The following is a 26,760-nucleotide window of genomic DNA, read 5'->3' on the forward strand; positions in this document are numbered from 1 at the left end:
GCATGGAGATCACGGATCTGACGCCCGCCGAGCGCCGTGTCCGGGAGGCCTTTCCGCTCGGCGAGGGAGTCGACTTCCGGGAGAGCGAGGACGAGGACCCCGCGCAGGGCGCCTCATGGGGTCCGGAGCGGACGCTGCGGGCCGAGGTGCTGCGGGCGCTGCTGCTCGACGGGCCGGTCCGCGGCGACCGGATCGCCGGGCTGAAGGTGTGGGGCGCACGCATCACCGGCGTGCTCCATCTGATGTACGGGACGGTCGGCCACCCGGTCCGGCTGCGGGCCTGCCACTTCGACGAGAGCCCGAACCTGTACGGGGCGAGGATCCCCGCCCTGGTCCTGAGCGATTCGGTCCTTCCCGGGCTCACCGCGGGGACCCTTCACGTCGACGGGGTGCTGCGGATCACCTGCTGCCGCATCGCCGGTCCGGTACGGCTGGCGGGCGCGAAGCTGTCCGGAGCCTTCTTCGTCAACGGGGCGCGGCTCGGCACTCCCGGCGAGGTCCCCGAGGAGCCCGTGCTCCAGCTCAACCACGCCGAGGTGGGCACCGACGTGTGGGCCGTCGGGCTCGTCGCGCACGGCGAAGTCCGGCTGAAGGGGACCACCGTGGGCGGGCAGGTGAACCTCGACGACGCCTTGCTGCAGAACCCCGGCGGGGAGGCCCTGGACGCCGAGACCCTGTCGGTCGGCACCGATCTGCGGGGGATGCGGCTGCGTGCCCACGGGCGGTTCAATCTTCGCGGCGCCCGGATTCCCCACCAGCTCAACCTCGCGTACGCCCGGCTGTCCCATCCGGGCCGCCAGGCCCTGCGCGCCAGCAGCAGTGTCGTCGGCGAGCTGTGGCTGCGGGAGGCCGCGCCGATCGAGGGATCCGTCAATCTGCGCCGTGCCCAGGTCGACCTGCTGCACGTGCCGCCCGAGGTGTGGCCCCGGCAGGTCCGGATCGACGGGCTCGGCTACCGCGTCCTGACCCCGCACCTCCCGGCCGAGCAGCGTCTTCCGCTGCTCGAACGCGAGGCGGACGGTTACCTTCCGCACCCCTACGAGCAGCTGAGCACGGCGTACCGCACGGTGGGCGACGACGCCGCCGCCCGTACCGTCCAGCTGGCCAAGCTCCGTCGCCACCGCAGCACCCTGCCGCCCTACGCCCGGCTGTGGGGATACCTCCAGGACGCGGCCGTCGGCTACGGCTTCCGCCCGATGCGGGCCGCGGGCTGGCTGCTGTTGCTGCTGTGCACCGGCACGCTCGCGTTCGCCCTGCACCATCCGCCGGCCCTCAAGCCCTCCGAGGCACCCGCGTTCAACCCGCTCTTCTACACCCTGGACCTGCTGCTGCCGATCATCGACTTCGGCCAGGAGGGGGCGTTCGCGCCGCGCGACGGGTACCAGTGGCTGTCGTATCTGCTGATCGCCGCCGGCTGGGTGCTGGCGACGACGATCGCGGCGGGTGTCACCCGCTCCCTGAACCGGCAGTAGGCACCGGGCCCCGGACCTCACGGCGCGCCCGGCCCGGCGGGGAGGTGGCCGTGCCGGGCGTGTAACCGGGAGCGGTCCGGGGCCGTAACACGGTCGACGCACGCTGGCGGTATGGAAACGATCGCCTCGACGCCCACCCACTGCCCGTACTGCGCCTTGCAGTGCGGGATGAATGTCACGCCCCTGCCGCAGGGGGGCGTCGAGGTGACCGAGCGGACGGACTTCCCGGTCAACCGGGGCGCGCTGTGCGGCAAGGGCCGTACGGCGGCCCAGGTGCTGTCGCCCGCGGTGCGGCTGACCTCGCCGCTGGTCCGGTCCGGCGGCCGGCTGGTCGAGGCGAGCTGGGAGGCGGCACTGGACCTGATCGCCGAGCGGCTCGGGAGCACGCGGGAGGAGTACGGCGCCGACGCGCTGGGGGTGTTCGGCGGGGGCGGGCTCACGAACGAGAAGGCGTACGCACTGGGCAAGTTCGCCCGGGTCGTGCTCGGCACCTCGCAGATCGACTACAACGGCCGTTTCTGCATGTCGTCGGCCGCAGCGGCCGGTACGAAGGCGTTCGGGCTGGACCGGGGGCTGCCGTTCCCGCTGGAGGACGTCCCGAAGACGGGGTGCGTGATCCTCGTCGGCTCGAACCTCGCGGAGACCATGCCGCCGTCGCTGCGTTTCTTCACCGAACTGCGCGAGAACGGCGGCACGTTGATCGTCGTGGACCCGCGGCGGACGAGGACGGCCGAGCAGGCGGACCTGCATCTGGCCCCCCGCCCGGGTACGGATCTCGCCCTCGCCCTCGGTCTGTTGCACCTGGTGGTGGCCGAGGGACGGACGGACGAGGAGTTCATCCGCGAGCGGACCACCGGCTGGGAGGAGGCACGGGCCGCGGCGATGGCGCACTGGCCGGAGCAGGTGGAGCGGATCACGGGGGTGTCCGTTCCCCAGCTCCGGCAGGCGGTACGGCTGTTCTGCGAACCGGAGTCGGCGATGGTGCTCACGGCGCGGGGGCCGGAGCAGCAGTCCAAGGGGACGGACACGGTGGGCGCGTGGATCAACCTGTGCCTGGCGACCGGCCGGGCGGGCCGCCCGCTGTCCGGGTACGGGTGCCTGACCGGGCAGGGCAACGGGCAGGGCGGGCGCGAACACGGACAGAAGGCGGACCAGCTGCCCGGCTACCGCAAGCTGGACGACCCGGCGGCGCGGGCGCATGTGGCGGGCGTGTGGGGGGTGGACCCGGATTCCCTTCCCGGCCCCGGACGCAGCGCGTACGAACTCCTCGACGCCCTCGGCACGGACGTCCGGGCGCTGCTGCTGATGGGCTCCAACCCGGTGGTGTCGGCGCCGCGCGCGGCCCACATCGAGGAACGGCTGCGCTCGCTGGACTTCCTGGCGGTGGCCGACGTCGTCCTGTCCGAGACGGCGGAGCTGGCGGACGTCGTGCTGCCGGTCACCCAGTGGGCGGAGGAGACAGGCACGACAACCAGCCTGGAGGGCAGGGTCCTGCTGCGCCGCCAGGCGGTCGCCCCGCCGCCCGGGGTCCGCAGCGACCTGTACGTCCTGCACGAGCTGTCGGCCCGCCTCGGCGTGGAGAAGGGGTTCCCGACGGACCCCGAGGAGGTCTTCGAGGAACTGCGCCGGGCGAGCGCGGGCGGCCCCGCCGACTACTCGGGCATCAGCTACCGCCGCCTGGCGCAGGAGAACGGCATCTTCTGGCCCTGCCCGGCACCCACGGCCGACCCGGCCACCCGAACCCACGGCGACATCCCCACGGATGCATCCGCCACCGCCGACGGCGAGGACACACTGCTCGACACCCTGCCCGAAGACCCCGCCCGGGACACCGACAGCACAGCCGGGCCGGCCGTGAATGACCCGGCGCGGGACGCGGGGTCCGTACTGCCCGTGGTCCATCCAGGAACGCCCCGCCTGTTCCTCGACCGGTTCGCCACCGCGGACGGCCGGGCCCGGTTCGTCGCCGTGACGCACCGGGCGACGGCGGAGGAGACCGATGCGGAGTTCCCGCTGGTGCTGACCACGGGCCGGGTGGTGTCGCAGTACCAGTCGGGGGCGCAGACGCGGCGGGTCCCCGAGCTGAACGCCGCCGCCCCCGGTCCCTTCGTGGAACTGCACCCCCGCCTCGCCGCCCGCATCGGCGCGGCCGAGGGCGACCCGGTGACGGTGGTCTCCCGGCGCGGCCGAGCCGTGGCCCCGGCCCGCATCACCTCGGCCATCCGCCCCGACACCGTCTTCATGCCGTTCCACTGGCCGGGCGAGGGCCGCGCCAACACCCTGACCAACCCGGCCCTCGACCCGACGTCCCGGATGCCGGAGTTCAAGTCGTGCGCGGTGCGGGTGGAGGTTCTCGGCTCACAGGCATAGAGCGTCGGGAACCGGAATTTCCGATGGCTCTGCTCACCATGCTTGGACGACCGGCGCGTCGGGTTCGTACTGCCGCCAGGCGGCATTGAGGCGCCCGAGCCGGTCCGCGGCGGCGATGCCGCGCAGGGACGCGATCCTCCCGTCGCTGATGTCGAACGCCACGGCGCCCACGACCCGGTCCTCGACCACGGCGACGACGGCCGGGGATCCGTTGACCAGCGCGACGTGGAGGGCGGGGGAGCCACCGGCCAACCGACGCTTCGCCGCGGTGGGTTTGAAGCCGGCCCGCACGGAGGCGGCGATGCGCTCGCGTGTCGTGTACCGCAGCAGCCTCCTGGCCAGTCCGGCGCCGTCCGAGACCGCGGTGGCGTCGGCGGTGAGCATCGCCACCAGCCGTTCGGTGCGCCCCGACGTGGCGGCGACGAGGAACTCCTCGACGATCCGGCGCGCGGTCGCAGGGTCCGCCTCGCCGCCGCCGCGGCGCTCGGCGGCGACCCGGCGTCGGGCCCGGTGGACATGCTGCTGGCTCGCGGACTCGGTGATGTCGAGGATCCCCGCGATCTCGGCGTGGCTGTACGAGAAGGCCTCGCGCAGGATGTAAGCGGCCCGTTCGACCGGCGAGAGGCGCTCCATCAGGGTCAGCACGGCCAAGGACACCGATTCGCGCTGCTCGAAGGTATCGGCGGGGCCGAGCATCGGGTCCCCTTCGAGGAGCGGCTCGGGCAGCCAGGCACCGGCCGCCCGCTCGTGGCGCGCCTGCGCCGAGCGGAGCCGGTCGAGGCAGAGATTGGTGGCGACCTTGGTCAGCCACGCCTCCGGCACCCCGATACGTTCCCGGTCCGCGTCCTGCCAGCGCAGGAACGTGTCCTGCACGGCGTCCTCGGCGTCGGCGGCCGAGCCGAGCAGACGGTACGCGAGCGAGGCCAGCCGGTCCCGGCTGGCCTCGAACCGATCGATGGCTGCACTGTCCATGCGGGGCAGCCTAGGCGGCGGCCCTCACACCGGTCCGGTCGGGCGCGGTGGCCAGGCGGCGCCTGCGCGCCGGCATGCCGAAGGTCGGGTGGGCGACGCTCCACCCGGCCCCCTTGAGCACGCCCGACTTGAGCCACGCGGCGGTCCGGCCACCCAGGTACCAGGACTTCGACCGGACGTTGCCGTCCACCATCTGGAAGATCGCGTCCCGCCGCCCGAGGCTGATGTGGTTGCCGTAGTACTTCAGCCCGGTGGTCGGGACCTCACTGCCCGTCAGGCGCGCGATGATCGCGGCGGTCGCCTGCATGCCGGTGTACCCGGCCGAGGCGCAGGACATCGGCAGCGGCCGGCCGTTCTCGCCGATCGCGTAGGCGCAGTCACCGACGGCGTAGACGTCCGGGTGCGAGACCGAGCGCATGCTGCGGTCGACGACGATCTGGCCGGTCTCGGCGACCTCCAGGCCGCTGGCGGCCGCGATGGGGTGCACGGCGAACCCGGCCGACCACACGGTCACGTCGGCCGGGATGGACGTACCGTCGGCGGCGATCGCCCGTGTCGGCTCGACGGCTTCGATGCCGGTGTGTTCGTGGACGGTGACGCCGAGCCGGTCGAAGACCTGGCGCAGGTGACGGCGTGCCCTCGGGGAGAGCCAGGCGCCCGGCTCACCCCGGGCGGCGAGCGCGACCGAGAGGTCGGGCCGGGACTCGGCGAACTCGGTGGCGGTCTCGATGCCCGTCAGCCCCTCACCGACGATCAGCACGGTGCCGCCCTCGCCCAGGCCGGCCAGGCGTTCGCGCAGACGCAGCGCCGAGGACCGGCCGGTCACGTCGAAGGCGTACTCGGCCACGCCGCGCTCACCGTGGTGGGCCACGGAGCTGCCGAGCGCGTACAGCAGCGTGTCGTACGCGAGTTCGCCGTCGCCGTCCTCGCCGGTGACGGCGACGGTCCTGCGCTCGGGATCGACGCCGGTGACGCGCGCCAGACACAGCCGCACCCCGGTGCCCGCGAAGACGTCGGCGAGCTTGCGGAACGCGAGATCCTGGCCGATCGCGAGCTGGTGGAGCCGCATCCGCTCGACGAAGTCGGGTACGGCGTTGACGACGGTGATCTCGGTGTCGGCCCGGGAGAGCCGGCGGGCCAGGCTGCCGGCGGCGAAGGCCCCGGCGTATCCGGCGCCGAGTACCACGATGCGGTGCGTCATGGCGTTGCTCCTGTCTCGTTCACGTGCCCCTTGAACGAGATGGCGCCGCGATTGCTGACAGGAACCAGGTGTGACCCGGGTCACTGAACCAGGACACGATTCCGCCGGGGACCGCTGCTCGGCGGCCGGCTCAGCGCCGGGACAGCCAGTCTCCGTCCTCGATCGGCTTGCCCTCGGTCCGCAGCCGGGCGGCGACACGCGGGGCGGCCAGATAGACCCAGGCCTCGGCGGCGGTGCCGTCGATGGTGCGCCGGACCTCGCGGGCGACGCGTTCGTAGAGGTTGCGCGGGCCGCCCGGCACGTACTCCTCCAGGCGGTCCAGGGCAGCGAGGAGTTCGGTGTACGACTCCGGCCGGGCGGTGACCAGTTCGCCCCGCACCTCGGCGCCCGGCCGCTCGACGGCGTAGGGGTGGCCGGGGCCGTCGTAGAGCGCCGCGCCGGGCAGCCGGGCCGGTTCCTCCGACGCGGTGCGGCCCCGCAGGAACAGCTCGTGGTTGGCCTGGCCGGGGCGGAGGGTGCCGTAGACGAAGAACGGCAGGGGGGTTCCGGACCGCTCGGGTTCCTCAGTGATCACGGAAACGATTCTGTACCCCCTTCGGCTCCTCACACATCTCCATGAAGGGGCTATGGACATGACATGTCAGCGGCCCTTAAATCTCTGTGGACATCAGCGCCACCCCCACGCCCCGATCGGCGCCTCCCCGAGGAGACAGATGAGCCGGATACGCCAGCACGTCCGAGGAACCCGTCGTCTCACCACCACCGCCGGCGTCGCCGTCACCACCGCGACCCTGCTGACCGTCGCCCTCTCCCCCGCCGCCCACGCCGACCCGAGACCGAGCCGGGCCACCGCGATCCAGAACGCGGCGTCGGCGCTCCTGGCCCACGCCACGAGCCTGGGCCTGACCTCCGCCGAGCACACCAGCGTCCGCGACGTGATCGTGGACAAGGACGGCACCCAGCACGTCCGCTACGACCGCACGTACCACGGACTGCCCGTACTGGGCGGCGACTTCGTGGTCCACCTGGCCCGGGACGGCGCCTACCGCAGCGCGAACCGTGCGACCCGCAGCCCGATATCCCTCCGCTCGATCCTGCCGGAGGTCTCCGCCCCCAAGGCCGCCGACCTCGCCGTGAACGCCCTGCGCGCCGCCCACCTCGGCAACGCGCTGAAGCAGGTGAAGGCCAAGCCCGAGCTGATCGTCGACGCCCTGCACGGCACCCCGAGACTCGCCTGGCGCACCAACGCGGCCGGCCTGGACTCGCTCGGCAACCCGGTCGCCCGGACCGTGCTGACCGACGCCCGCACCGGCGCCCAGATCGACGCCTGGGACAGCATCGAAACCGCCGCCGGCGACGGCAAGTCGCTCTACAGCGGGACGGTGCCGCTGGAGACGACCCAGTCGGGATCGTCGTACCAGCTCAAGGACCCGACCCGCGGCAACACCTTCACCGGTGACGCGGAGGGCAAGACCGACCTGTGCTTCTTCGGCATCTGCTTCAGCCGGGCGCCCGCGACGCTGTTCACGGACTCCGACAACCACTGGGGCAGCGGCACCACCTCCGACCGGGCCTCGGCCGCCGTCGACGCCCAGTACGGCACCAACGAGACCTGGGACTACTACAAGAACGTCCAGGGCCGCAACGGCATCGGCGGCGACGGCAAGGGCTCGTACAACCGCGTCCACTACGGCAGCAACTACAACAACGCCTTCTGGGACGACAGTTGCTTCTGCATGACGTACGGTGACGGTGACGGGACCACCTTCGGGCCGTTGGTGGCCCTCGACGTCGCCGGGCACGAGATGACCCACGGGGTCACCTCCAAATCCGCCGCGCTGACCTACTCGGGCGAGTCCGGCGGGCTCAACGAGGCCACCTCGGACATCCTCGGCACGATGGTCGAGTGGTACGCGAACAACCCCTCCGACGCCGGTGACTACCTCATCGGCGAGAAGATCGTGAAGCCCGGCTTCGGCCAGCCCGCCCTGCGCTTCATGGACAAGCCGTCCAAGGACGGCAACTCGGCGGACTACTGGAGTTCGTCGGTGGGGAACCTGGACGTCCACTACTCGTCGGGCGTCGCCAACCACTTCGCGTACCTCCTCGCGGAGGGCAGCGGGCCCAAGACGATCAACGGCGTCAGCTACAACTCGCCGACGTACAACGGCTCCACGGTCACCGGCATCGGCCGGGACAAGGTCGGCAAGATCTGGTACCGGGCGCTGACGGTCTACATGACCTCCTCCACGAACTACAAGGGGGCCCGTACGGCGACCCTGAACGCCGCCAAGGACCTGTACGGCGCGGGCAGCACGGAGTACAACGCAGTGGCGGCGGCCTGGAGTGCCGTCAACGTGAACTGAGCGCGTGGGATCCGCGTGAACCCCGAGAGGGCCGGTGCCTGGGCGGGCACCGGCCCTCTCGTCCATTCGTGTTCTCTTCGCACCGGCCTCTCGCGCCGGTCCGCGCAGCCCCTGTGACCTGCCCGGACTTCATGCGGGCTAGGCCGTGTGGGGGCCGGGGACGACACCCGTTCACCGCATTTCTGACGGGCCCTCAGGGAGCGGAACTCCGGGACTGCGACTTACCTCGGTAACGAACGGACCGAGACCCGAAGCCCCGGGGAGCACCATGCGCCGCACCGCCCGTCTGCTGACCGGTACCGCGCTCGTCGTGGCGGCCGCCGCACCCGCCCACGCCGCCGGCGCCGGCAGCCTGGACGTGTACCCCTCCACCGTGACTCCCGGCGGCCAGGTCACGGTGAACACCGCCGCGTGCGGGGACAAGGGCTCGGCGACCGGGGACGCGGGCGCGGTCGGAGCCGGGACCTTCACACTGGCGCCCAGCTCGCACGAGGGCGAGGCGATCGGCCAGTTCCAGGTGCCGCCGAGCGCGCAGCCGGGGACGTACGAGATCGTCGCCACCTGCGCGGAGGGCGGCCGGCAGGTGAGGGGCGATCTGGTGGTCGCGTTGAGCGCGGTGCACGAGCAGCTGCAGCCGCGGGGAAGCGTGAAGACGGGGGTCGGCGGCGCACTCGGCCCCGGCCCCGTGCAGACCACGGCGGGTGTGGCGGCACTGGCCGTCGCCGCCGCGGGCGGTACCTGGCTCCTGCATCGCCGGGCGAGAGGCGACGGGATCTGACGGACACCCTCCGCTGTCCGTCGGCCGGTACCGCATGTCCCGCCCCCTCCGGGTCCGATGCCCCTCGCGGCCCGGAGGGGAACGGGTCTCCGGGGTCCGCTCCGCGATTCAGGAGGTGCCCTCCGCAATTCAGGGGTCCCGTCCGGAGCTCGGGGGCCGCTCCGGAAGTCAGGGGTCCGCTCGGGGGCTCAGGGGTCCGCCCCCCCGGACTCAGGAGGCCGCCCCCGGACTCAGGGGTCCGCTCCGGAAATCAAGGGTCCGCCTCCCGGACTCAGGAGGCCGCCCCCGGATCAGGTGTCCGCTCCGGTATTCGGGGGTCCGCCCCGGGAGAGGGGTTCGTATGCGCAGGAGCGCCAGGCGCGGCCGGGTCGGTGACACCGCGATAGCCGCGCTCACCGTCGTGGCCCTCGGCTGCGGGGTGTGGCTGCTCGGCGGTGCCGGGACGGACACGCCACCGCAGCCGGCCGCCGCCGAGGGCCGCCCGGATCCCGGCGAGGAGCGCCTCACGGCCCCCGCGCTCGCGCCGTCCCCGCCCCTGCGCATCCGCATCCCCTCGATCCGGGTGAACGCCCCGCTGATGGGCCTGTCCCTCACCCCGTCCGGCAGCCTGGACGTGCCGCCCGCCAAGAACAAGAACCTGGCCGGCTGGTACGAGTCCGGCACCATGCCCGGTGAGACGGGCACCGCGATCGTCGCCGGGCACGTCGACAACACCGAGGGTCCCGCCGTCTTCTACGACCTGGGCGCGCTCAAGCGGGGCGCCCGCATCGAGGTGGACCGCCGGGACGGCACCGTGGCCGTGTTCAGCGTGGACGCGGTGGAGGTGTACGCGGCCCGCGACTTCCCCGACGACAAGGTGTACGGCGCGGCTCCCCGCCCCGAGCTCCGCGTCATCACCTGCGGCGGGGGCTATTCGAAGGCCACGGGCTATCAGGGCAACGTCGTGGTGTTCGCGCATCTGACGGGCAGCCGGTGACGGCTCAGTGCGGCGCCGGCTCCCCGCCCAGCACGTGCTCCGTCCCCCACGCCCCCAGCGGCCTCAGCGCCTCGTTCAGCAGGGTGCCCCGGTCGGTCAGCGTGTACAGGACGCGGGGCGGCACCTCGTCGTACTCCTCGCGGTGCACGACGCCGTCCGCCTCCAGCTCACGCAGCTGCGCGGCGAGCACCTTCTCCGTCACGCCGGGCAGCGCTCTGCGCAGCTCACCGAACCGGTGCGGGCGTTCGTTCAGCGCCCACAGGATCAGCACCTTCCACTTGCCGCCGATGACGTCCATCGCCGCGTCGATTCCGCAGACGTACGCCCCGGGCCTTCGTCCGACCGGCATGCCCTCCCCCTTCGCGGCCTGCGCCCTTTCCTCGGGGTAACCACCCACTCCGAAGTAGGTACTTACGCGGGGCGGCTCCCGCGAGCGAGCCTAGCCGCCATGACCGACATCTCACCCCTGACCCTGCTCGGCACCGGCGCGATGGGCACCGCCCTCGGACGGGCCTGGCTCGCCGCCGGGCACCCGCTGACCGTCTGGAACCGCACCCCCGAACGCACCGCCGCCCTCACCGCCGAGGGTGCGGTGGCCGCCGGGAGCGCGGCGGAGGCAGTGGCCGCGAACCGGCTCACCGTCGTCTGCCTGCTGGACGACGCCTCCGTGGGCAGCGCCCTGGCGGACACCGACCTGACCGGCCGGGACCTGGTGAACCTCACCACCGGCACCCCCGCCGACGCCCGGGCCCGGGCCGCCTGGGCCGAGGAGCGCGGGGCGCGTCTCCTGGACGGCGGGATCATGGCCGTACCCCCGATGATCGGCACGCCCGGCGCATACGTCTTCTACAGCGGCCACCGGGAGCTGTTCGAGGAGCACCGGGACACCCTCGCCGTGCCGGCCGGCACCCGGTACGTCGGCGCCGACCCCGGGCTCGCCGCGCTGCACGACGTGGCGCTGCTGAGCGCCATGTACGGCATGTTCGCGGGCATCACGCACGCCTTCGCGCTGGTGCGGGGCGAGGACGTGGCGCTCGGGGAGTTCGCCGAGGTGCTCGTGCCGTGGCTGGACGCGATGGCCGGCATGGCCCACCGGACGGCCGAACGGCTGGAGAGCGGCGACCGCACCGGCGGAGTCGTGTCCAGCCTGGCCATGCAGGTCGCGGGGGCCGGGACCCTGCTGCGCACGGCCGAGGAGCAGGGAGTGAGCGCCGAGCTGCTCACCCCGTTCCTGGACCTGATGGCCCGGCGCCTGGCGGACGGACACGGTGAGGAGGACACGGTGGGCCTGGTGGACCTGCTGCGCCGCCGAGTGCCCCGAAGGGACGCGAAGGAGCCGCGGGCCGCAGCCGAACGACGGACCGACCTCACACGCCCCCGCCACGGCAGCTGAGGGCAGCGTTCCTCACGGGAAACAGATGTGATGCGGCCGGGTAACGTCGGGACCGCACGCTCAAGGGCATGACCTCGAATACGCGTGTGGTGGTGATCGGCGCCGGCCTCGCGGGCGTGCGGCTCGCCCGGCGGCTCGGTGAGCTGGGCACGCCCGCGCTGCTCGTCGGCGAGGAGGAGCACCCTCCGTACAACCGGGTGCTGCTCGCGGAGGTGCTGGCCGGCCGCTACGCCCCGGAGGTGATCGGCCTGCCGGTGCCGGCGGGGCTGCTGCGGGCCCGGGTCACCGGTATCGACCGGGGCGCCCGGACCGTCGAGTGCGCCGACGGCTCCTCGATCGCATACGACACGCTGGTCCTCGCCACCGGCTCCAACCCCGTACTTCCGCCCCTGCGCGGTCTGTTCACGCCCGGCCACCAGCTCCCCGAGGGCGTCCACGCGTTCCGCACGCTGGACGACTGCCTGGGGCTGGCCAAGGCGGTCCGGCCGGGCGTGCGCGCGGTCGTCATCGGCGGCGGGCTGCTCGGCGTCTCCGCCGCCCGCGCGCTCGCCGTGCGCGGCGCACAGGTGGTCCTCGCCCAGCAGGCCGAGCGGCTCATGGAACGCCAGCTGGACCCGGACGCCTCGCGGCTGGTGCTGCGGCACCTCACGGACCTGGGCGTCGAGGTGCACACCGAGTGCCGGGTGCGGGACGTGCGCTGCGTCGGCGGTGCGGTCCGCTCCGTGGAGATGGCCGACGGGTACGCGCTCGACGCCGACCTCGTGGTCCTCGCCTGCGGGGTACGGCCGCGCACCGGACTCGCCGAGCAGGCGGGTCTCGCCGTCCACAAGGGCATCCTCGTCGACGACGCGCTGCGCACCTCCGACCCGCACATCCACGCCGTCGGCGACTGCGTCCAGCACGACGGCACGGTCTACGGCCTGGCCGTCCCGGCCCTGGAACAGGCCGACGCGCTCGCCGAACTGCTCGCCGGGGACGCGAACGCGCGCTACCGCGGCACCCGTTCCCTGACCCGGCTGACCCTCACCGGCCCGGGCTCCCCCTTCGACCTGGCCGCGTTCGGCGAGACCGAGGCGCGCCCCGGCGACGACGTCATACGGCTCGCCGACGCCACCCGCGGCACCTACCGCAAGGTCGTCGTCCGCGACGACCGCCTGGTCGGCGGGGTCCTCGTCGGCGAACTCGGCACCGTCGGCGCGCTCGCCCGCGCCTGGGAGGGAGCAGAGCCGCTCCCCGACGACGGCCCCCTGCTCCACCTGCTCACCAACGACGGAGGCTCCTGATGTCCACGGACACCCGCACGGACACCCCCACGATCGTGCTCGTCGGCCATGGCATGGTCGGCCAGCGCTTCCTCGAAGCGCTCGCCGAGCGCGGCCTGACCGCCACGCACCGCGTGGTCGTGCTGTGCGAGGAGCCGCGTCCGGCGTACGACCGTGTCGCCCTCACCTCGTACTTCTCGGGCAGGACACCCGAGGACCTCTCCATGACCGACATGGAGTTCATCCACACGCACGGCATCGAGCTGTACGTCGGCGACCCGGCGGAGACCGTCGACCGCGAGGCGAGGACGGTCACGGCCAGGTCCGGCCGGGTCTTCGCGTACGACACCCTGGTCCTGGCCACCGGCTCGTACCCGTTCGTACCGCCGGTCCCGAACAAGGACGCCGAGGGCTGTTTCGTCTACCGCACGATCGAGGACCTGCTCGCCATCGAGGAGTACGCGAAGACGCGGGCGACGACCGGCGCCGTGGTCGGCGGCGGCCTGCTCGGCCTGGAGGCCGCCGGTGCCCTGAAGGGGCTCGGACTGACCGCGCACATCGTGGAGTTCGCGCCGCGCCTGATGCCGGTGCAGGTCGACGAGGGCGGTGGCGCGGCGCTGCTGCGGACGATCGAGGGCATGGGCCTGAGCGTGCACACGGGCGTGGGCACGCAGGAGATCGTCACGGACGCTTCCGGCGCGGTCACCGGCATGAAGCTGTCCGACGGCTCCGAACTGGCCACCGACATGGTGGTGTTCAGCGCCGGTGTACGGCCCCGCGACCAGCTCGCCCGGGACTGCGGCCTCGCCGTCGGCGAGCGCGGCGGCATCACCGTGGACGAGCAGTGCCGTACGGTCACCGACCCGCACGTGTTCGCGATCGGCGAGTGCGCGCTGGCGGCGGACGGCCGGGTGTACGGCCTGGTGGCGCCCGGGTACGAGCAGGCGGAGACGGCCGCGGCGACGATCGCCTCCGACGAGGCCGCTTTCACCGGCGCCGACCTGTCCACCAAGCTGAAGCTGCTCGGCGTGGACGTGGCGTCCTTCGGTGACGCGCACGGCACCACCGAGGACTGCCTGGACGTCGTCTACTCCGACTCCCGCGCCGGGCTGTACAAGAAGCTGGTCATCGGCGCGGACGGCACGCTGCTCGGCGGCATCCTGGTCGGTGACGCCGACGCGTACGGGACCCTGCGCGCGCTGACCGGCTCGGTGCCCCCGATCTCCCCCGAGTCGCTCGTCCTGCCCGCCGGAGCCGACTCGGGGGCCCAGCTCGGCCCGTCCGCCCTCCCGGACGAGGCGATCATCTGTTCCTGCCACAACGTCAGCAAGGGCACCATCCGCGGGGCGGTGACGGAGCACAAGTGCACCACCGTGCCCGAGGTGAAGAAGTGCACCAAGGCCGGTACCGGCTGCGGCTCCTGTGTGAAGGTGCTGGGCCAGCTGGTCGACGCCGAGCTGGAGGCGTCCGGCATCGAGGTGGACAAGGGCCTGTGCGGCTGCTTCGCCCAGACCCGCGAGGAGCTGTACGAGATCGTCCTCGCCCTGCGCATCACGTCGTACCGGGAGCTGCTGGACCGCCACGGCCGTGAGGGTGCCCGGGGCGGCGACGGCTGCGAGATCTGCAAGCCGGCCGTCGGCTCGATCATCGCCTCCCTCGCCCCGGCGATCGGCGCGAGCGGCTACGTCCTCGACGGCGAGCAGGCCGCCCTGCAGGACACCAACGACCACTTCCTGGCCAACCTGCAGAAGAACGGCTCGTACTCGGTCGTGCCGCGCATCCCCGGCGGTGAGATCGCGCCCGAGAAGCTGATCGTGATCGGCGAGATCGCCCGGGACTTCGGCCTCTACACGAAGATCACCGGCGGCCAGCGGATCGACATGTTCGGCGCGCGGGTCGAGCAACTGCCGCTGATCTGGGCGCGGCTGGTGGACGCCGGCTTCGAGTCGGGGCACGCCTACGGCAAGGCGCTGCGCACGGTGAAGTCCTGTGTGGGCTCCACCTGGTGCCGCTACGGCGTCCAGGACTCCGTCAGGATGGCGATCGACCTGGAGCTGCGCTACCGGGGCCTGAGGTCGCCGCACAAGCTCAAGTCCGCCGTCTCCGGATGCGCCCGCGAGTGCGCCGAGGCCCAGTCGAAGGACTTCGGGGTCATCGCCACCTCCAACGGCTGGAACCTGTACGTCGGCGGCAACGGCGGCGCCACCCCGCGCCACGCGGACCTGCTCGCGCAGGACCTGTCCGACGCCGAACTCGTCCGCCTCATCGACCGGTTCCTGATGTTCTACATCCGCACCGCCGACCGGCTGGAGCGCACGAGCACCTGGCTGGAGCGGATCCCCGGCGGCCTGGACCACGTACGGGACGTGGTGGTGCACGACTCGCTCGGCATCTGCGACGAGCTGGAGCAGCTGATGCGGGCGCACGTCGCCCACTACCGCGACGAGTGGGCGGAGACCATCAACGACCCCGAGAAGCTCGCCCGGTTCGTGTCCTTCGTGAACGCCCCGGACACCCCGGACCCGGTCGTCGCCTTCGTCCCCGAGCGCGACCAGATCAAGCCCGACCTGCCGCTGCTGTCCATCGGCCTGCGGCCCGCCGACGACGTCCTGGAAGGAAGCGCCCAGCGATGACCCTGGCTCTTGAGACCACCGACCTGAAGGTCCAGCTCCGGCTTGCCGACGGCTGGTTCACGGCCTGCGACCTGAGCGCGCTCAGCCCCGGCCGCGGGGTGGCCGCGCTGCTGCCGGACGGCCGCCAGGTGGCCCTCTTCCGCGACCGCACCGACCGGCTGTACGCCGTCGACAACCGCGACCCCTTCACCGGTGCGGCCGTCCTCTCCCGCGGCCTGACCGGCACCCACTCCGGCCGCCCGTTCGTGGCCTCGCCCCTGCTGAAGCAGCGCTTCGACCTGATCAGCGGGCAGTGCCTGGACGACGAGGCCGTGCAGGTGGCGGCCTACGAGGTACGGGCGCTGTAGCCGCGGCAGCTCGGCCTCCTGCCCGGACGGCCCGACGGTCCGGGGGCGTGGCGGAGTCGCCCGGAGGACGCCGGTCACCCTGGCCTGCCTGCTGGTGACCGGCGCCGAGACGACGCTCTCTGCCGCGCCTGCCCCGACGCCGAGGGGGGCGAGCCGACGACGAGAACGCCGTCGGCCGGCAGGCTTCGTACCGCTCGCGGTGCTGCGCACCCCGCAGTTCCGGACGGCCGCCCGGATGCGCGCCGAGGTGCCGCTCGGCCGGGTCTCCACCGTCGAGGAGGTCGCCGCCGCCGTGCTCTGTCTGGCCTCTGACGACGCGGCTTCGGTCGTCGGCACCGACCTGGTGGTGGACTGCGGCTCGACGGCCTGACCCGGTTCAGTCGATCCCCGACCGCTCCACCCCCGCCACGATCCACCGCTGGAAGCACAGGAACACCAGCAGCAGCGGCAGGATCGACACGACGGCCGCGACGAACAGCTCGTGCAGCCGGATCACCTGGGACGTCGTGAACGACGACAATGCCACCTGGACCGTCCAGGCGTTCCGGTCCTGCCCGATCACCAGCGGCCACAGGAAGGAGTTCCACGCGCCGAGGAAGACGATCGTGCCCACCGCCGCGAACACCGGCCGCGCGTTCGGCACGACCACCAGCCAGTACGTGCGCCAGTACCCGAGCCCGTCGACCTGCGCCGCGTCCTCCAGCTCCCGTGGGAAACCGAGGAAGTACTGCCGGAAGACGAAGCAGGCGAACGCCGGGAACAGCGTCGGGATGATCAGTCCGCGCAGGGTGGAGATCCAGCCCAGCGACGACACCAGCACAAAGCTCGGTACGAAGGTGACGGCGGCCGGGACCAGCAGGGTGCCGAGGATGCCGTAGAAGACCTTGTTCGCGTGCCGGTAGGGGATGCGGGCGAGGCCGTAGCCCGCGAGGGACGCGAGGAACAGGGTGCCCAGCGTCGTCGCGACGGCGATCAGCGCGGAGTTGAGCAGGGAGCGGGCGAAGGGGACGGACGGGTCGGCGAACAGCTCCCGGACGTTCCCCCACCTCAACTCGGCCGGGACGAAGGTCCATTCGGGCGAGGTGATGTCCTGCTCGCTCGACAGGCCGTTGCGCAGCAGCAGATAGAACGGGATCAGAAAGACGAGCGCGAGCGCGACGAGCAGCACCAGCCTGAGCGCCCGCCCGGCCCGCACCAGGGCGTCATCCATCGGCGTCCGTCCTTCCCAGTTTCAGCCACCGCGTCTGCCCCACCGTGACGACGGCGACGACCAGCGCGAGGATCACCGCGCCCGCGCTGCCGAGCCCGAGGTTCTGCCCCTGTCCGAGGGCGGTGTAGTAGAGGTAGACGAGCGGCGGCCGGGCGTACGGCGGATACCCCCTCGCATCGGACAGCAGGTTGTAGAACTCGTCGAAGGCCTGGAAGGCGTTGATGACGAGCAGCAGCACCACCGCGACCGAAGTGGCCCGCAGCTGGGGCAGGGTGATGTGCCGCAGCACGGTCCACCCCGGCCGGGCCCCGTCCACGGCGGCCGCTTCGTACAGAACCGGATCGATCCGCTGCAGCCCGGCCAGGAAGAGAATCATGTAGAACCCGGCCTGCAGCCACAGCCGTACGGACACGACGACCAGCCAGTACCAGGGCGGATCGGTGGTCGACAGCCAGGCGACGGGATCACCGCCGAACCATCCCAGCACGGTGTTGGCCAGCCCGAACCGCACCCCGTTGAAGATCGACATCTTCCACACCAGCGCGGCGACGACGTAACTGCACGCGGCCGGAAGGAAGAACACCGACCGGAAGAACGCACGAGCGCGCTTCAGCCGGTTCACCATCAGGGCGAGGGAGAGCGCGCACACGTAGGTGACCGGCACGATGAAGGCGGTGAAGACCAGGAAGGTCTTCAGACTGCCGACGAACGCGTCGTCGCGCAGCATCGCCGTGTAGTTGTCCAGCCCGGTGAAGTGCGTCGGCGTGACCGTGTTGTGGGCATCGAAGAAGCTCAGGCCCACGCTCCACAGCAGTGGCACGTACGTGAACAGCGCGAGCCCGAGCGCGAACGGCCCCACGAACACCCAGAACCAGAGTGCTCTGCGGCGCCTCACGACGTCTGCTTCGCCTTCTTCCCGTTCTTCACACGGGCGAGTTCGCCGGTCACCTTCCGTACGACCGCCCGCAGTTCACTCGCCGGATCGGCCCCGCTCGTGATGATCCGGCTGAGCGCGTCCTGGTAGGCGGTCTGCGAAGCGGGCGTCCACAGCAGGGGCTGGGCGTAGCCGTGGTCGGTGGTGAAGCGGACGGCGTCGGCGGCGGCGCCCGACCGCAGCTTGGCCGCCTTCCTGGCGAGGGAGATCCGTGCCGGGATGTGAAAGCCGTAGGACAGCGCGAAGTCCTCCTGCAGGTCGGTCCGTTCGACCCACAGCCACTTCACGAACTCCTTGGCGGCCTCCGGGTGCCTGCCGCGCGCACTGACGGCGGCGCCGTAGGCTCCGACGGGTACGGCGGGCTTCCCGTGGCTGCCGTCCGCGGGGAACGGCAGGATGCCGAAGTCGTCCCCCAGCTCCTTCTGCACCTGCGGCAGCGCCCACAGCCCGGACCACTGCATCGCGGTCAGCCCCTGGATGAAGGCGGAGGGGTCGGACCAGTCGGCGGGCGCGCCGAGGAGGAGGGACTTGTCGGCGTACAGCCGGTGCAGCTTGCCGAGGGTGCGGGCGGCGGCGGGGTCGTCGAAGCCGGGCCTGCCGTCCTCGGTGACGAGCTGGAGCCCGGCGGCGTACAGGGGTGTGCCACCGAGCACACCGGCTCCCCCGTCGTTGCCCAGGAACAGCCCCTTGACCTTGCTGCCGGTGAGTCTGCGGGCGGCGTCCACGAGGGCGTCGAGCGTGGCGGGCGGCTCGACCCCGGCGTCCTTCAGCAGGCTCTTGCGGTAATAGAGCATCTGCATGTCGATGACCTGCGGAATGCCCCAGACCCTCCCCTCGTGGGTCTTCGGTGTGAGCACGGCCGGATTGAAGTCGCCCTTCACGCCCTCGATCAGATCGGTGAGGTCGACGACCTGGCCGCCCTGGATCTGGTCGAGCGTGGGTCCGTTCACCTCGAAGACGTCCGGTCCGGAGTCGGTGAGCAGGGCGGCGGCGGTCTGCTGGTCGTAGTTCCCGGGCCGCCACTGCACCTTGATCCGTGCCTTCTTGTAGGCGGCGGCGTACCGCTCGACGGCCTGCTCGGTGCCGGCCTCGCCGTACTGGTGGTACCACTGCGACAGCTCCGTCCCGTCGGCGCCTTTGCCCTCACGCCCGGTGTGGGAGCCGCAGCCGGCGAGTAATCCGGCGCCTGCCGCCCCGGCTCCCGCGGCCAGCAGTGCTCTGCGGCTGATCGTCATCGTCGGTGCCCCCTGACGTCGGTCGTCCTCGCCATCGATGCACGGCCCAACGATCAACCATGCGCGCCGATTACGAAAGAGGGGTTGCGGCCGTGTGTCAGGGAACGCGGGGATGGGATACCCGGCCGGGAGCGGAACGGAACACCCGGGCGGCGATGCACAACTTTTCCGAGCCGGAGTGCATCCAACACAGTGAGCTTCATCCACCCGATTCGCCCGATGGAGGCGGACACGACATGTTTGCATCTGCGCGAGGCACGGCCGGCGCGCTGGCCGCTGCCGTCCTGGGACTGACGGCCGCGGGAGCCGCGTGGAGCGCGACCCCGCCGGCGCACGCGGCGGCGCCCCGGGCCTCCACCGCCGTCCGGACCTGCACCACGAGCGATCTCTACCTCTCCATGGGCCACAAGGAGGGCGCGGCGGGGTCTCTGTACTGGTCGATCCGGTTCACCAACACCAGTACGACCGGCTGCTCCCTGCGCGGCTATCCGGGCGTCAGCGTCCTGGACACCGCGCATCACCAGATCGGCCCGGCCGCCACCCACAGCGGCAGCCCCTACGGCACCGTCACGCTGGCCCCCGCCCAGTCCGCCGCGGCGATCGCGCGCACCACCAACGGCCCGGTGGGCGGACCCTGCCTGCGCACCGGCACCTACCTGCGGATCTACCCGCCGGCCTCGCACACGGCGGTCCTGGTCCCGGCCCCCTGGAAGACCTGCTCCGGCGTCTTCCAGGTCGGCCCGGTGAACACGCAGGGCAACTTCTGAGCGAGGAGGTTCAGCAGCCCAAGGGGCGGCCGACCGGGACCGGGGGCCGCCCCTCGCGCTTCCCGGCGGTGCGGATCAGTTGCCCGGACCGGTGCGGTTCTCCAGACGTGAGCCACGCCGACGGGTGATCGACATCAGATCGCTCGGGGCATCCAGTTCGAGGCGGTGCCAGCGGCCACGGGGCACGATCACGGCCGTACCCGACCCCAGCCGCACCATCTCCTCGGCGCCGCCCTCCACGGCGGGACGGAGATACAGGCGCACGCCGCCGGACAGGCAGCACACGGCTTCCTCCGCGTCGGGATGCACCTCCCAGTGATCGGCGTGCACATCGGCGTCGGTCTCCACATGGAAGGCCGCGACCTGCCAGTCACCGGGGCCGCCGTCCGTCATCCGCCGGGCGCCGGAACGGACCTCGCCGTCGGGCCGGAAGTCCAGCATCGAGGAGAAGAGGTCGACGGGGGAGATCGTCATGAGGGTGTTCCTTCCATGTGTGTACGCGGACTGGGACCGGCACTCGGCGTCGTACCGGTGCCCCTGCCGGTGCTCGCACTCGTGCCGGGACTCCGGCTCGGGCGGCGGGGCAGCACGCAGATCGCCACGGCCGCCGCGAGCAGGAAGAGGACGGCGGTGACGGCCAGGCCGAAGGCGTAGCCGTCGTTGAGCGCGCCGGGACCGGTGGCCGTGCCCGTGCGGTGTGCGGCGACCGTGGCCAGGACGGCCAGGCCGATGCAACCACCGAGCTGGCGTGCGCTGTTGAACAGTCCGGAGGCCATTCCGGCCTCGCCGGACCGGACGCCGGTCGTCGCCGCGGCGGCCGCCGGCGCGAACAGCAGGCCGATGCCGACGCTGGTGAGCAGGGACGGCCCGAGCACGTCGGTGAGAAAGCCGCCGTGCGGGCTGATCAAGGAGTACCAGGCCATGCCTGCTGCGGCGAGCAGCGCGCCCGGCACCAGCGCGGTACGGGGCGAGCGGGCCGCGGCGATGCGGGTCGCGGCGACGGTGGCCGCCACCGAGCCCGCGCAGAACGGCAGGAACGCGGCACCGGTCGCGGCCGCGCCGAGGCCCAGGACCTGCTGGAGGTACAGGGAGACGAAATAGAAGGCGGTGAACTGCCCGGCCGCGGCGAGGAACACCAGCAGATTGGCACCGACGACCCAGCGGCTGCGCAGCAGCCCGAGCCGCAACAGCGGGGCCGCCGCCCGGGATTCGACGAAGACGAACGCGGCCAGCAGGACGGCGGCGGCGCCGAGAGTCGCCGACGTCCGGGCCGACGACCACCCTTGGACATCGGTCCGTACGACACCGAACACCAGCAGCCCGATACCGCCGGTCGCGAGCAGCGCACCCAGCAGATCCGGCCGCTCGTGCCGCACCGGCCCCGGCTCGGTCTGTACGGCCACGTGGACCAGCGCGAGCGCCGTCGCCACGATGGGCAGATTGATCAGCATCACCCAGCGCCAGCCCGCGTACTCGGTGAGCACCCCGCCCGCGAGCACACCGAGCGCGCCGCCCACGGCGTTCATCCCGCTCCACACACCGAGGGCGCGGACGCGTCGGGGGCCGTCCGTGAAGGTGGTGGTCAGCAGGGCCAGCGCGGCGGGCGCGGTGGCGGCGGCCCCCACGCCCTGCCCCGCGCGGGCGGCGACCAACTGCCAGGGCTCCTGGGCGAGTCCGCCGGCGAGCGAGCAGACACCGAAGCCGACCAGCCCCGCCACGAACAGCCGGCGCGGGCCGTACAGATCACAGGCCCGGCCGCCGAGCAGCAGAAACCCACCGAAGGTGAGCGCGTACACATGCACGACCCAGGACAGATCGAGCGGGGCGAAGCCGAGGGAGGACCGGATGGCGGGGAGCGCGACATTGACCACGGCCATGTCGAGAGCGACGACGAACTGGGCCACGGCGGCGGCGGCGAGTACGGCCGCAGGACTGCCTCGTAAGTTTCTATACATGTAAGAAAACTAGCGCGGTCAGGTCCTCGTTGTCGATCCCGCGGGGATGACGAGGGCATGATGGGGGCCATGCCGCAATCGCCTGCACCCCGCAAGACCACCGGCCGACCTGCCCGTATCTCCCGTGCGGAGATCATCCGGACGGCGCTCCGCATCGTGACGGAGGACGGTGTGGACCGGCTGACCATGCGCAGGCTCGCCTCCGAGATCGGCAGCACGCCCATGGCGCTCTACCACCACGTCCGCGACAAGGAGGAGCTGCTCCTCCTGCTCCTGGACGACTACGCCGCGCAGCACCTGCGCCGACCGCCCGCTCCCCCCACCGACCCGCGCGAACGCGTCATCGCCGCCGCGACCGCGATCCACGAGGTGCTGGCCGCCTGCCCCTGGGTCGTGGAGGTGCTGACGGCGGACGACCTGATGTCGACGTCCGCGCTGTGGTTCGTGGAGCAGATCGTGGACGGCCTGACGGACTGCGGACTCCCCCTGGAGCAGGCCGTGCACGGCTACCGGACGATCTGGTACTACACCGCCGGGGAGATCGTGGTCCGCGCGGCGGCGGCCCGCCGGCGCGCGACCGACGACCGCCCCACCTACCGCGAGCGCGTCTTCGCCGGCCTCGACCCGGCCGAACTCCCCCGCCTCGCCGAGGTCGCCGGCCGCTGGGCCCCGCTCACCGCCGAGGACACGTACGCCCCCGGCCTCCGCGCCCTGCTGAACGGCCTCCTGTCGGAAAGGGGGTAGGGCGGCGGCCTGCACAAGCGGAAGGACTCGTCCGGGTAGTGCGGATGATCTTTCACTGAGTACTGTGAACCACCGGACGGCGGGCAGCTGTCCGGACGCCGCCCTCATGACTCCGCGCGTGACCGCCGGCGCTCGCCCTGCAAAAGAGGCCTCCGCGGCGGGGACGGTGCGCCGCGCGACGACGACTCGTTCCCCGACGAAGTGAGCAGACAGATGCAACCGACGTTCGTACTGGTCCACGGAGCATTCGCGAACTCCTTCTCGTTCGCGCCGCTCCAAGCCGAACTCGGCCTCCTCGGACACCGCTCCGTCGCCGTCGACCTGCCAGGGCACGGATTCGCCGCGACGTACCCGCGCGCCTATCAGGCGCCGCAGGACCTTGGGGGGCTGGCCACCGCGCCCGGGGCCATCAAGGGCGTCACACTCGCCGACAACGCCGCGCACCTCATCGGAATACTGGAGCGGGCCAAGCGGAACGGGCCCGTCGTCCTCGTCTCCCACAGCCGCGGCGGCATGACGGCCACCGTCGCGGCCAACCAGCGGCCCGACCTGATCGACCGCATCGTCTATGTCTCCGCCTGGTGCCCCGTCGACCTCGACGTCAGCGCCTACTACGCCGAGCCCGAGATGGCCACGGTCGACGCCACGGGGCTGGCCTCGGCGATGGTCGGGAACCCGGCCGAACTCGGGCTGCTGCGCGCCAACTTCCGCACCGCCGACCCCGGCGTCCTCGCGGCCTTCAAGGCGGCCTTCCTCGCCGACGGCACGGACGACGAGTTCATGGTTGTCCTCAACACCTTCCAGCCCGACGAGAACCTCGACGTCGGCACACCCGACGACCGGGCACAGGCCGACACCTGGGGGCGGATCCCCAAGTCGTACATCCGGCTGACCGAGGACACCAGCCTGCCGCTTCCCATGCAGGACCGGATGATCCGCGAGGGCGACGCCCTGACGCCGGACAACCCCTACGACGTACACACACTCACCAGCAGCCACCTCAAGTGGCTGGTCGACCCGGCACCGGCGGCCCGAGTCCTGGCCGAACTCGCCACGCCCTCGCGGTGAGGGCACCGAGGCCATGAACACCGGAGAGGCGGCACCCCCCGCACAGGGTGCCGCCTCTCCTCTTTCGTGCGCCGGAGCCGCCGCCGATCGGTGAGGGTCGGGGACCAGCGGCGGCTCCGGGGTCACATGGCCCGGAGGGCCTAGCGGTGGTCGCTGCCCGCCGACTGCGTGGCGGCGCGCCCCGCTTCCAGGCGGGCGACCGGGATACGGAACGGGGAGCAGGAGACGTAGTCCAGGCCCACCTCGTGGAAGAAGTGGACGGACTCGGGGTCACCGCCGTGCTCGCCGCAGACACCGAGCTTCAGGTCGGGACGGGTACGCCGGCCCGCCTCCGCCGCCGCCTTCACCAGGGAGCCGACGCCGTCCTTGTCGATCGTCTCGAAGGGGGAGACGCCGAAGATGCCCTTCTCCAGGTACGCCGTGAAGAACGAGGCCTCGACGTCGTCGCGGGAGAAGCCCCACACCGTCTGGGTCAGGTCGTTCGTGCCGAAGGAGAAGAACTCCGCCGCCTCGGCGATCTGGCCGGCCGTCAGGGCCGCCCGCGGGAGTTCGATCATCGTGCCGATGGCGAGCTTGAGCTGCGTGCCCGTCGCGGCCTCGACCTCCGCGATGACCTTGTCGGCCTCCTCGCGGACGATCTCCAGCTCCTGGACCGTGCCGACGAGCGGAATCATGATCTCCGCGCGCGGGTCGCCCTTCGCCGCCTTGCGTTCCGCCGCCGCCTCCGCGATCGCCCGGACCTGCATCGTGAACAGGCCGGGGATGACCAGACCGAGACGTACACCGCGCAGACCCAGCATCGGGTTCTGCTCGTGCAGGCGGTGCACCGCCTGGAGCAGGCGCAGGTCGTTCTCGTGCGGCTCCTGGCGGGACTCGGCCAGGGCCACACGGACCGAGAGCTCCGTGATGTCGGGGAGGAACTCGTGCAGCGGGGGGTCCAGCAGACGGATGGTGACCGGCAGGCCGTCCATCGCCTCGAAGAGCTCCACGAAGTCGGTCTTCTGCAGGGGCAGAAGGGCCTTCAGGGACTCCTCGCGCTCCCCTTCCGTGTCCGCCAGGATCAGGCGCTCGACCAGCTCGCGGCGGTCGCCGAGGAACATGTGCTCCGTGCGGCACAGGCCGATGCCCTGGGCGCCGAAGCGGCGGGCGCGCAGGGCGTCCTCCGCGTTGTCGGCGTTGGCACGGACCCGCAGGCGGCGCTTGCGGTCGGCGAAGGCCATCATGCGGTGGACCGCCTCGACCAGCTCGTCCGCGTCGTCCGCGCCCGGGTGCATCCGGCCCTCGAAGTACTCCACCACCGGGGACGGCACCACCGGGACCTCGCCCAGGTAGACCTTGCCCGAAGAGCCGTCGATCGAGATCACGTCGCCCTCCTCGACGACGTGACCACCCGGCACCGTCATCCGGCGGCGCTTGGTGTCGACCTCCAGCTCCTCCGCGCCGCAGACGCAGGTCTTGCCCATGCCTCGGGCCACGACGGCCGCGTGGGACGTCTTGCCGCCGCGGCTCGTCAGAATGCCTTCCGCCGCGATCATGCCGTCGAGGTCGTCCGGGTTCGTCTCGCGGCGGACCAGGATGACCTTCTCGCCCGAGCGGGACCACTTCACGGCCGTGTAGGAGTCGAAGACGGCCCTGCCCACCGCGGCGCCGGGCGATGCGGCGATGCCGCGCGCGACCTTGTCGACCTTCGCCTGCTCGTCGAAGCGCGGGAACATCAGCTGCGCCAGCTGGGCGCCGGTGACGCGCTGGAGGGCTTCCGTCTCGTCGATGAGACCCTGGTCGACCAGCTGGGTCGCGATGCGGAAGGCCGCGCCCGCGGTGCGCTTGCCCACACGGGTCTGGAGCATCCACAGCTGTCCGCGCTCGATGGTGAACTCGATGTCGCAGAGATCCTTGTAGTGGTTCTCCAGGGTCTCCATGATCTGCATGAGCTGGTCGTACGACTTCTTGTCGATCGACTCCAGCTCCGCGAGCGGGACGGTGTTGCGGATGCCCGCGACCACGTCCTCGCCCTGGGCGTTCTGCAGGTAGTCGCCGTAGACGCCCTGGTGGCCGGAGGCGGGGTCACGGGTGAAGGCGACGCCCGTGCCGGAGTCGGGACCCAGGTTGCCGAAGACCATCGAGCAGACGTTGACGGCCGTACCGAGGTCGTGCGGGATGCGCTCCTGGCGACGGTAGAGCTTGGCCCGGTCGCCGTTCCACGAGTCGAACACCGCCTTGATGGCGAGGTCCATCTGCTCGCGCGGGTCCTGCGGGAAGTCCCGGCCGGCCTCCTTCTTGACGATCTTCTTGAAGGTGGTGACCAGCTTCTTGAGGTCGGCCGCCTCCAGATCGGTGTCGACCGTGACCTTCTTGGCCTCCTTCGCCTTGTCGAGGGCTTCCTCGAAGAGGTCGCCGTCGACGCCGAGGACGGTCTTGCCGAACATCTGGATCAGGCGGCGGTAGGAGTCCCAGGCGAAGCGGTCGTCGCCGGCCTGCTTGGCCAGGCCCTGCACCGACTTGTCGGAGAGGCCGATGTTCAGGACCGTGTCCATCATGCCGGGCATGGAGAACTTGGCGCCCGAGCGGACCGAGACCAGCAGGGGGTTGTCGGGCTGGCCGAGCTTCTTGCCCATGCGGGACTCGAGGGCGTCGAGGTGCGCACTCACCTCGTCACGCAGTGCCGCGGGCTCCGCACCGCTCTCCAGGTAGACCTTGCAGGCCTCGGTGGTGATGGTGAAGCCGGGAGGGACCGGCAGACCGAGGTTGGTCATCTCGGCGAGGTTGGCACCCTTGCCGCCGAGGAGGTCCTTGAGGTCCTTGTTGCCCTCGGTGAAGTCGTAAACGAACTTCACTACGTGGGGTTCTTTGTTTTCCGACACGGGTCTCGACTCCTTGAGGCCGCGGTGGCTGCCCTGACGGCCAGGAACATACCCAGATCGAAGGCGCATGGGTACGTCCACTTGCGCGTCATACGCCTGTAACCACTCGTCCGCCAGCGGATCGAAAGTCAAAGCTTGGCAAGCCGAGAGAGGCGCATGTTTTCACTTGTTGAACGCATTCACCTTCAAAGCGCGAGATTTCCGCTCAGATGAGCG

At 71.7% G+C, this 26,760-nt stretch carries 22 protein-coding genes and 1 pseudogene; 13 read left to right on the forward strand and 10 right to left on the reverse strand.

What is annotated here, in order from left to right:
* Positions 1-2: 2 nt before the first annotated feature.
* Together ACIGXP_RS25485 and ACIGXP_RS25490 are read left to right on the forward strand one after the other, a co-directional pair.
* On the forward strand, positions 3-1,472 hold the full coding sequence (locus tag ACIGXP_RS25485) for a membrane-associated oxidoreductase (RefSeq protein ID WP_399771851.1): 1,470 nt from the start codon (positions 3-5) through the stop codon (positions 1,470-1,472).
* A gap of 111 nt (positions 1,473-1,583) precedes the next feature.
* On the forward strand, positions 1,584-3,842 hold the full coding sequence (locus ACIGXP_RS25490; RefSeq protein WP_399771854.1) for a molybdopterin oxidoreductase family protein: 2,259 nt from the start codon (positions 1,584-1,586) through the stop codon (positions 3,840-3,842).
* Between the two features lie 33 nt (positions 3,843-3,875).
* On the opposite strand, the gene ACIGXP_RS25495 is transcribed toward ACIGXP_RS25490, so the two are convergent.
* From ACIGXP_RS25495 to ACIGXP_RS25505, 3 genes are all read right to left on the reverse strand, one after another.
* Complete coding sequence (locus ACIGXP_RS25495) at positions 3,876-4,814, reverse strand: sigma-70 family RNA polymerase sigma factor (protein WP_363215691.1); 939 nt, start codon at positions 4,812-4,814, stop codon at positions 3,876-3,878.
* Between the two features lie 10 nt (positions 4,815-4,824).
* Positions 4,825-6,015 (reverse strand): NAD(P)/FAD-dependent oxidoreductase, encoded by a 1,191-nt coding sequence (locus ACIGXP_RS25500; RefSeq protein WP_399771857.1) that lies wholly within the window; start codon positions 6,013-6,015, stop codon positions 4,825-4,827.
* A gap of 130 nt (positions 6,016-6,145) precedes the next feature.
* On the reverse strand, positions 6,146-6,589 hold the full coding sequence (locus tag ACIGXP_RS25505) for a gamma-glutamylcyclotransferase family protein (protein WP_399771860.1): 444 nt from the start codon (positions 6,587-6,589) through the stop codon (positions 6,146-6,148).
* Positions 6,590-6,728: 139 nt separating this feature from the next.
* On the opposite strand from ACIGXP_RS25505, the gene ACIGXP_RS25510 reads away from it, so the two are divergent.
* The 3 genes from ACIGXP_RS25510 to ACIGXP_RS25520 all read left to right on the forward strand — a co-directional run bounded on the left by ACIGXP_RS25510 (position 6,729) and on the right by ACIGXP_RS25520 (position 10,135).
* Complete coding sequence (locus ACIGXP_RS25510) at positions 6,729-8,381, forward strand: M4 family metallopeptidase (RefSeq protein ID WP_399771863.1); 1,653 nt, start codon at positions 6,729-6,731, stop codon at positions 8,379-8,381.
* A gap of 268 nt (positions 8,382-8,649) precedes the next feature.
* Entirely contained in the window at positions 8,650-9,159 is a 510-nt protein-coding gene (locus ACIGXP_RS25515) for a hypothetical protein (protein ID WP_363215687.1), read from the forward strand.
* A 340-nt stretch (positions 9,160-9,499) separates the two neighbouring features.
* On the forward strand, positions 9,500-10,135 hold the full coding sequence (locus tag ACIGXP_RS25520) for a class F sortase (protein WP_399771866.1): 636 nt from the start codon (positions 9,500-9,502) through the stop codon (positions 10,133-10,135).
* A gap of 4 nt (positions 10,136-10,139) precedes the next feature.
* Here the strand turns inward: ACIGXP_RS25520 and ACIGXP_RS25525 are convergent, their stop codons facing one another.
* Positions 10,140-10,484, reverse strand: a complete 345-nt coding sequence (locus ACIGXP_RS25525; RefSeq protein WP_399771869.1) for a winged helix-turn-helix transcriptional regulator — start codon at positions 10,482-10,484, stop codon at positions 10,140-10,142.
* A gap of 99 nt (positions 10,485-10,583) precedes the next feature.
* On the opposite strand from ACIGXP_RS25525, the gene ACIGXP_RS25530 reads away from it, so the two are divergent.
* From ACIGXP_RS25530 to ACIGXP_RS25550, 5 genes and pseudogenes are all read left to right on the forward strand, one after another.
* Positions 10,584-11,528, forward strand: coding sequence for an NAD(P)-dependent oxidoreductase (locus tag ACIGXP_RS25530; RefSeq protein WP_399771872.1), 945 nt, complete (start codon positions 10,584-10,586; stop codon positions 11,526-11,528).
* A 68-nt stretch (positions 11,529-11,596) separates the two neighbouring features.
* Positions 11,597-12,811 (forward strand): NAD(P)/FAD-dependent oxidoreductase, encoded by a 1,215-nt coding sequence (locus ACIGXP_RS25535; protein ID WP_399771875.1) that lies wholly within the window; start codon positions 11,597-11,599, stop codon positions 12,809-12,811.
* The gene (gene nirB, locus ACIGXP_RS25540) at positions 12,811-15,423 is read left to right on the forward strand and encodes a nitrite reductase large subunit NirB (RefSeq protein ID WP_399771878.1); all 2,613 of its coding nucleotides are present in this window, start codon (positions 12,811-12,813) and stop codon (positions 15,421-15,423) included. Before ACIGXP_RS25535 ends, nirB begins: the two co-directional genes overlap by 1 nt.
* Positions 15,420-15,770: a nitrite reductase small subunit NirD gene (gene nirD / locus ACIGXP_RS25545; RefSeq protein ID WP_363215681.1), complete on the forward strand. Its 351-nt coding sequence runs from the start codon at positions 15,420-15,422 to the stop codon at positions 15,768-15,770. Before nirB ends, nirD begins: the two co-directional genes overlap by 4 nt.
* Before the next feature lie 226 nt (positions 15,771-15,996).
* Positions 15,997-16,140 (forward strand): annotated as a pseudogene (locus tag ACIGXP_RS25550) (SDR family oxidoreductase); the annotation flags it as partial.
* A 6-nt stretch (positions 16,141-16,146) separates the two neighbouring features.
* Here ACIGXP_RS25550 and ACIGXP_RS25555 read toward each other — a convergent pair.
* The 3 genes from ACIGXP_RS25555 to ACIGXP_RS25565 are packed head-to-tail and all read right to left on the reverse strand — an operon-like array spanning position 16,147 to position 19,149.
* Positions 16,147-16,980, reverse strand: a complete 834-nt coding sequence (locus ACIGXP_RS25555; RefSeq protein WP_399771882.1) for a carbohydrate ABC transporter permease — start codon at positions 16,978-16,980, stop codon at positions 16,147-16,149.
* Positions 16,973-17,875, reverse strand: coding sequence for a carbohydrate ABC transporter permease (locus ACIGXP_RS25560; protein WP_399771885.1), 903 nt, complete (start codon positions 17,873-17,875; stop codon positions 16,973-16,975). The genes ACIGXP_RS25555 and ACIGXP_RS25560 overlap by 8 nt, the downstream gene beginning before the upstream one ends.
* Positions 17,872-19,149 (reverse strand): ABC transporter substrate-binding protein, encoded by a 1,278-nt coding sequence (locus tag ACIGXP_RS25565; protein ID WP_399771887.1) that lies wholly within the window; start codon positions 19,147-19,149, stop codon positions 17,872-17,874. The genes ACIGXP_RS25560 and ACIGXP_RS25565 overlap by 4 nt, the downstream gene beginning before the upstream one ends.
* Before the next feature lie 236 nt (positions 19,150-19,385).
* Here ACIGXP_RS25565 and ACIGXP_RS25570 point away from each other — a divergent pair, with 236 nt between their 5' ends.
* Positions 19,386-19,916 carry a DUF4232 domain-containing protein gene (locus ACIGXP_RS25570; RefSeq protein WP_399771890.1) on the forward strand — a complete coding sequence of 177 codons (531 nt, stop codon included), beginning with the start codon at positions 19,386-19,388 and terminating at the stop codon, positions 19,914-19,916.
* 75 nt (positions 19,917-19,991) lie between these two features.
* On the opposite strand, the gene ACIGXP_RS25575 is transcribed toward ACIGXP_RS25570, so the two are convergent.
* Positions 19,992-20,390, reverse strand: coding sequence for a cupin domain-containing protein (locus ACIGXP_RS25575; RefSeq protein ID WP_399771892.1), 399 nt, complete (start codon positions 20,388-20,390; stop codon positions 19,992-19,994).
* On the reverse strand, positions 20,387-21,871 hold the full coding sequence (locus ACIGXP_RS25580; protein WP_399771895.1) for an MFS transporter: 1,485 nt from the start codon (positions 21,869-21,871) through the stop codon (positions 20,387-20,389). The genes ACIGXP_RS25575 and ACIGXP_RS25580 overlap by 4 nt, the downstream gene beginning before the upstream one ends.
* Positions 21,872-21,940: 69 nt before the next feature.
* On the opposite strand from ACIGXP_RS25580, the gene ACIGXP_RS25585 reads away from it, so the two are divergent.
* Positions 21,941-22,615, forward strand: a complete 675-nt coding sequence (locus tag ACIGXP_RS25585; protein WP_363215919.1) for a TetR/AcrR family transcriptional regulator — start codon at positions 21,941-21,943, stop codon at positions 22,613-22,615.
* Between the two features lie 213 nt (positions 22,616-22,828).
* Positions 22,829-23,683 (forward strand): alpha/beta hydrolase, encoded by an 855-nt coding sequence (locus ACIGXP_RS25590; RefSeq protein ID WP_363215917.1) that lies wholly within the window; start codon positions 22,829-22,831, stop codon positions 23,681-23,683.
* Between the two features lie 140 nt (positions 23,684-23,823).
* On the opposite strand, the gene ppdK is transcribed toward ACIGXP_RS25590, so the two are convergent.
* Positions 23,824-26,544, reverse strand: a complete 2,721-nt coding sequence (gene ppdK / locus ACIGXP_RS25595) for a pyruvate, phosphate dikinase (RefSeq protein ID WP_363215916.1) — start codon at positions 26,542-26,544, stop codon at positions 23,824-23,826.
* Positions 26,545-26,760 lie beyond the last annotated feature (216 nt).

The organism is Streptomyces sp. NPDC053069, assembly GCF_044546895.1.
Taxonomy (GTDB): Bacteria; Actinomycetota; Actinomycetes; order Streptomycetales; family Streptomycetaceae; genus Streptomyces.

Bases quoted from the DNA above. Each gene is read 5' to 3' on its own strand.
- nirB (WP_399771878.1), top strand. From the start codon at position 12,811: ATGTCCACGGACACCCGCACGGACACCCCCACGATCGTGCTCGTCGGC.
- ACIGXP_RS25510 (WP_399771863.1), top strand. From the start codon at position 6,729: ATGAGCCGGATACGCCAGCACGTCCGAGGAACCCGTCGTCTCACCACC.
- ACIGXP_RS25585 (WP_363215919.1), top strand. From the start codon at position 21,941: ATGCCGCAATCGCCTGCACCCCGCAAGACCACCGGCCGACCTGCCCGT.
- ACIGXP_RS25580 (WP_399771895.1), bottom strand. From the start codon at position 21,871: ATGTATAGAAACTTACGAGGCAGTCCTGCGGCCGTACTCGCCGCCGCC.
- ACIGXP_RS25590 (WP_363215917.1), top strand. From the start codon at position 22,829: ATGCAACCGACGTTCGTACTGGTCCACGGAGCATTCGCGAACTCCTTC.
- ACIGXP_RS25525 (WP_399771869.1), bottom strand. From the start codon at position 10,484: ATGCCGGTCGGACGAAGGCCCGGGGCGTACGTCTGCGGAATCGACGCG.
- ACIGXP_RS25485 (WP_399771851.1), top strand. From the start codon at position 3: ATGGAGATCACGGATCTGACGCCCGCCGAGCGCCGTGTCCGGGAGGCC.
- nirD (WP_363215681.1), top strand. From the start codon at position 15,420: ATGACCCTGGCTCTTGAGACCACCGACCTGAAGGTCCAGCTCCGGCTT.
- ACIGXP_RS25535 (WP_399771875.1), top strand. From the start codon at position 11,597: ATGACCTCGAATACGCGTGTGGTGGTGATCGGCGCCGGCCTCGCGGGC.
- ACIGXP_RS25575 (WP_399771892.1), bottom strand. From the start codon at position 20,390: ATGACGATCTCCCCCGTCGACCTCTTCTCCTCGATGCTGGACTTCCGG.
- ACIGXP_RS25520 (WP_399771866.1), top strand. From the start codon at position 9,500: ATGCGCAGGAGCGCCAGGCGCGGCCGGGTCGGTGACACCGCGATAGCC.
- ACIGXP_RS25565 (WP_399771887.1), bottom strand. From the start codon at position 19,149: ATGACGATCAGCCGCAGAGCACTGCTGGCCGCGGGAGCCGGGGCGGCA.
- ACIGXP_RS25495 (WP_363215691.1), bottom strand. From the start codon at position 4,814: ATGGACAGTGCAGCCATCGATCGGTTCGAGGCCAGCCGGGACCGGCTG.
- ACIGXP_RS25530 (WP_399771872.1), top strand. From the start codon at position 10,584: ATGACCGACATCTCACCCCTGACCCTGCTCGGCACCGGCGCGATGGGC.
- ACIGXP_RS25500 (WP_399771857.1), bottom strand. From the start codon at position 6,015: ATGACGCACCGCATCGTGGTACTCGGCGCCGGATACGCCGGGGCCTTC.
- ACIGXP_RS25555 (WP_399771882.1), bottom strand. From the start codon at position 16,980: ATGGATGACGCCCTGGTGCGGGCCGGGCGGGCGCTCAGGCTGGTGCTG.
- ACIGXP_RS25570 (WP_399771890.1), top strand. From the start codon at position 19,386: ATGTTTGCATCTGCGCGAGGCACGGCCGGCGCGCTGGCCGCTGCCGTC.
- ACIGXP_RS25515 (WP_363215687.1), top strand. From the start codon at position 8,650: ATGCGCCGCACCGCCCGTCTGCTGACCGGTACCGCGCTCGTCGTGGCG.
- ACIGXP_RS25490 (WP_399771854.1), top strand. From the start codon at position 1,584: ATGGAAACGATCGCCTCGACGCCCACCCACTGCCCGTACTGCGCCTTG.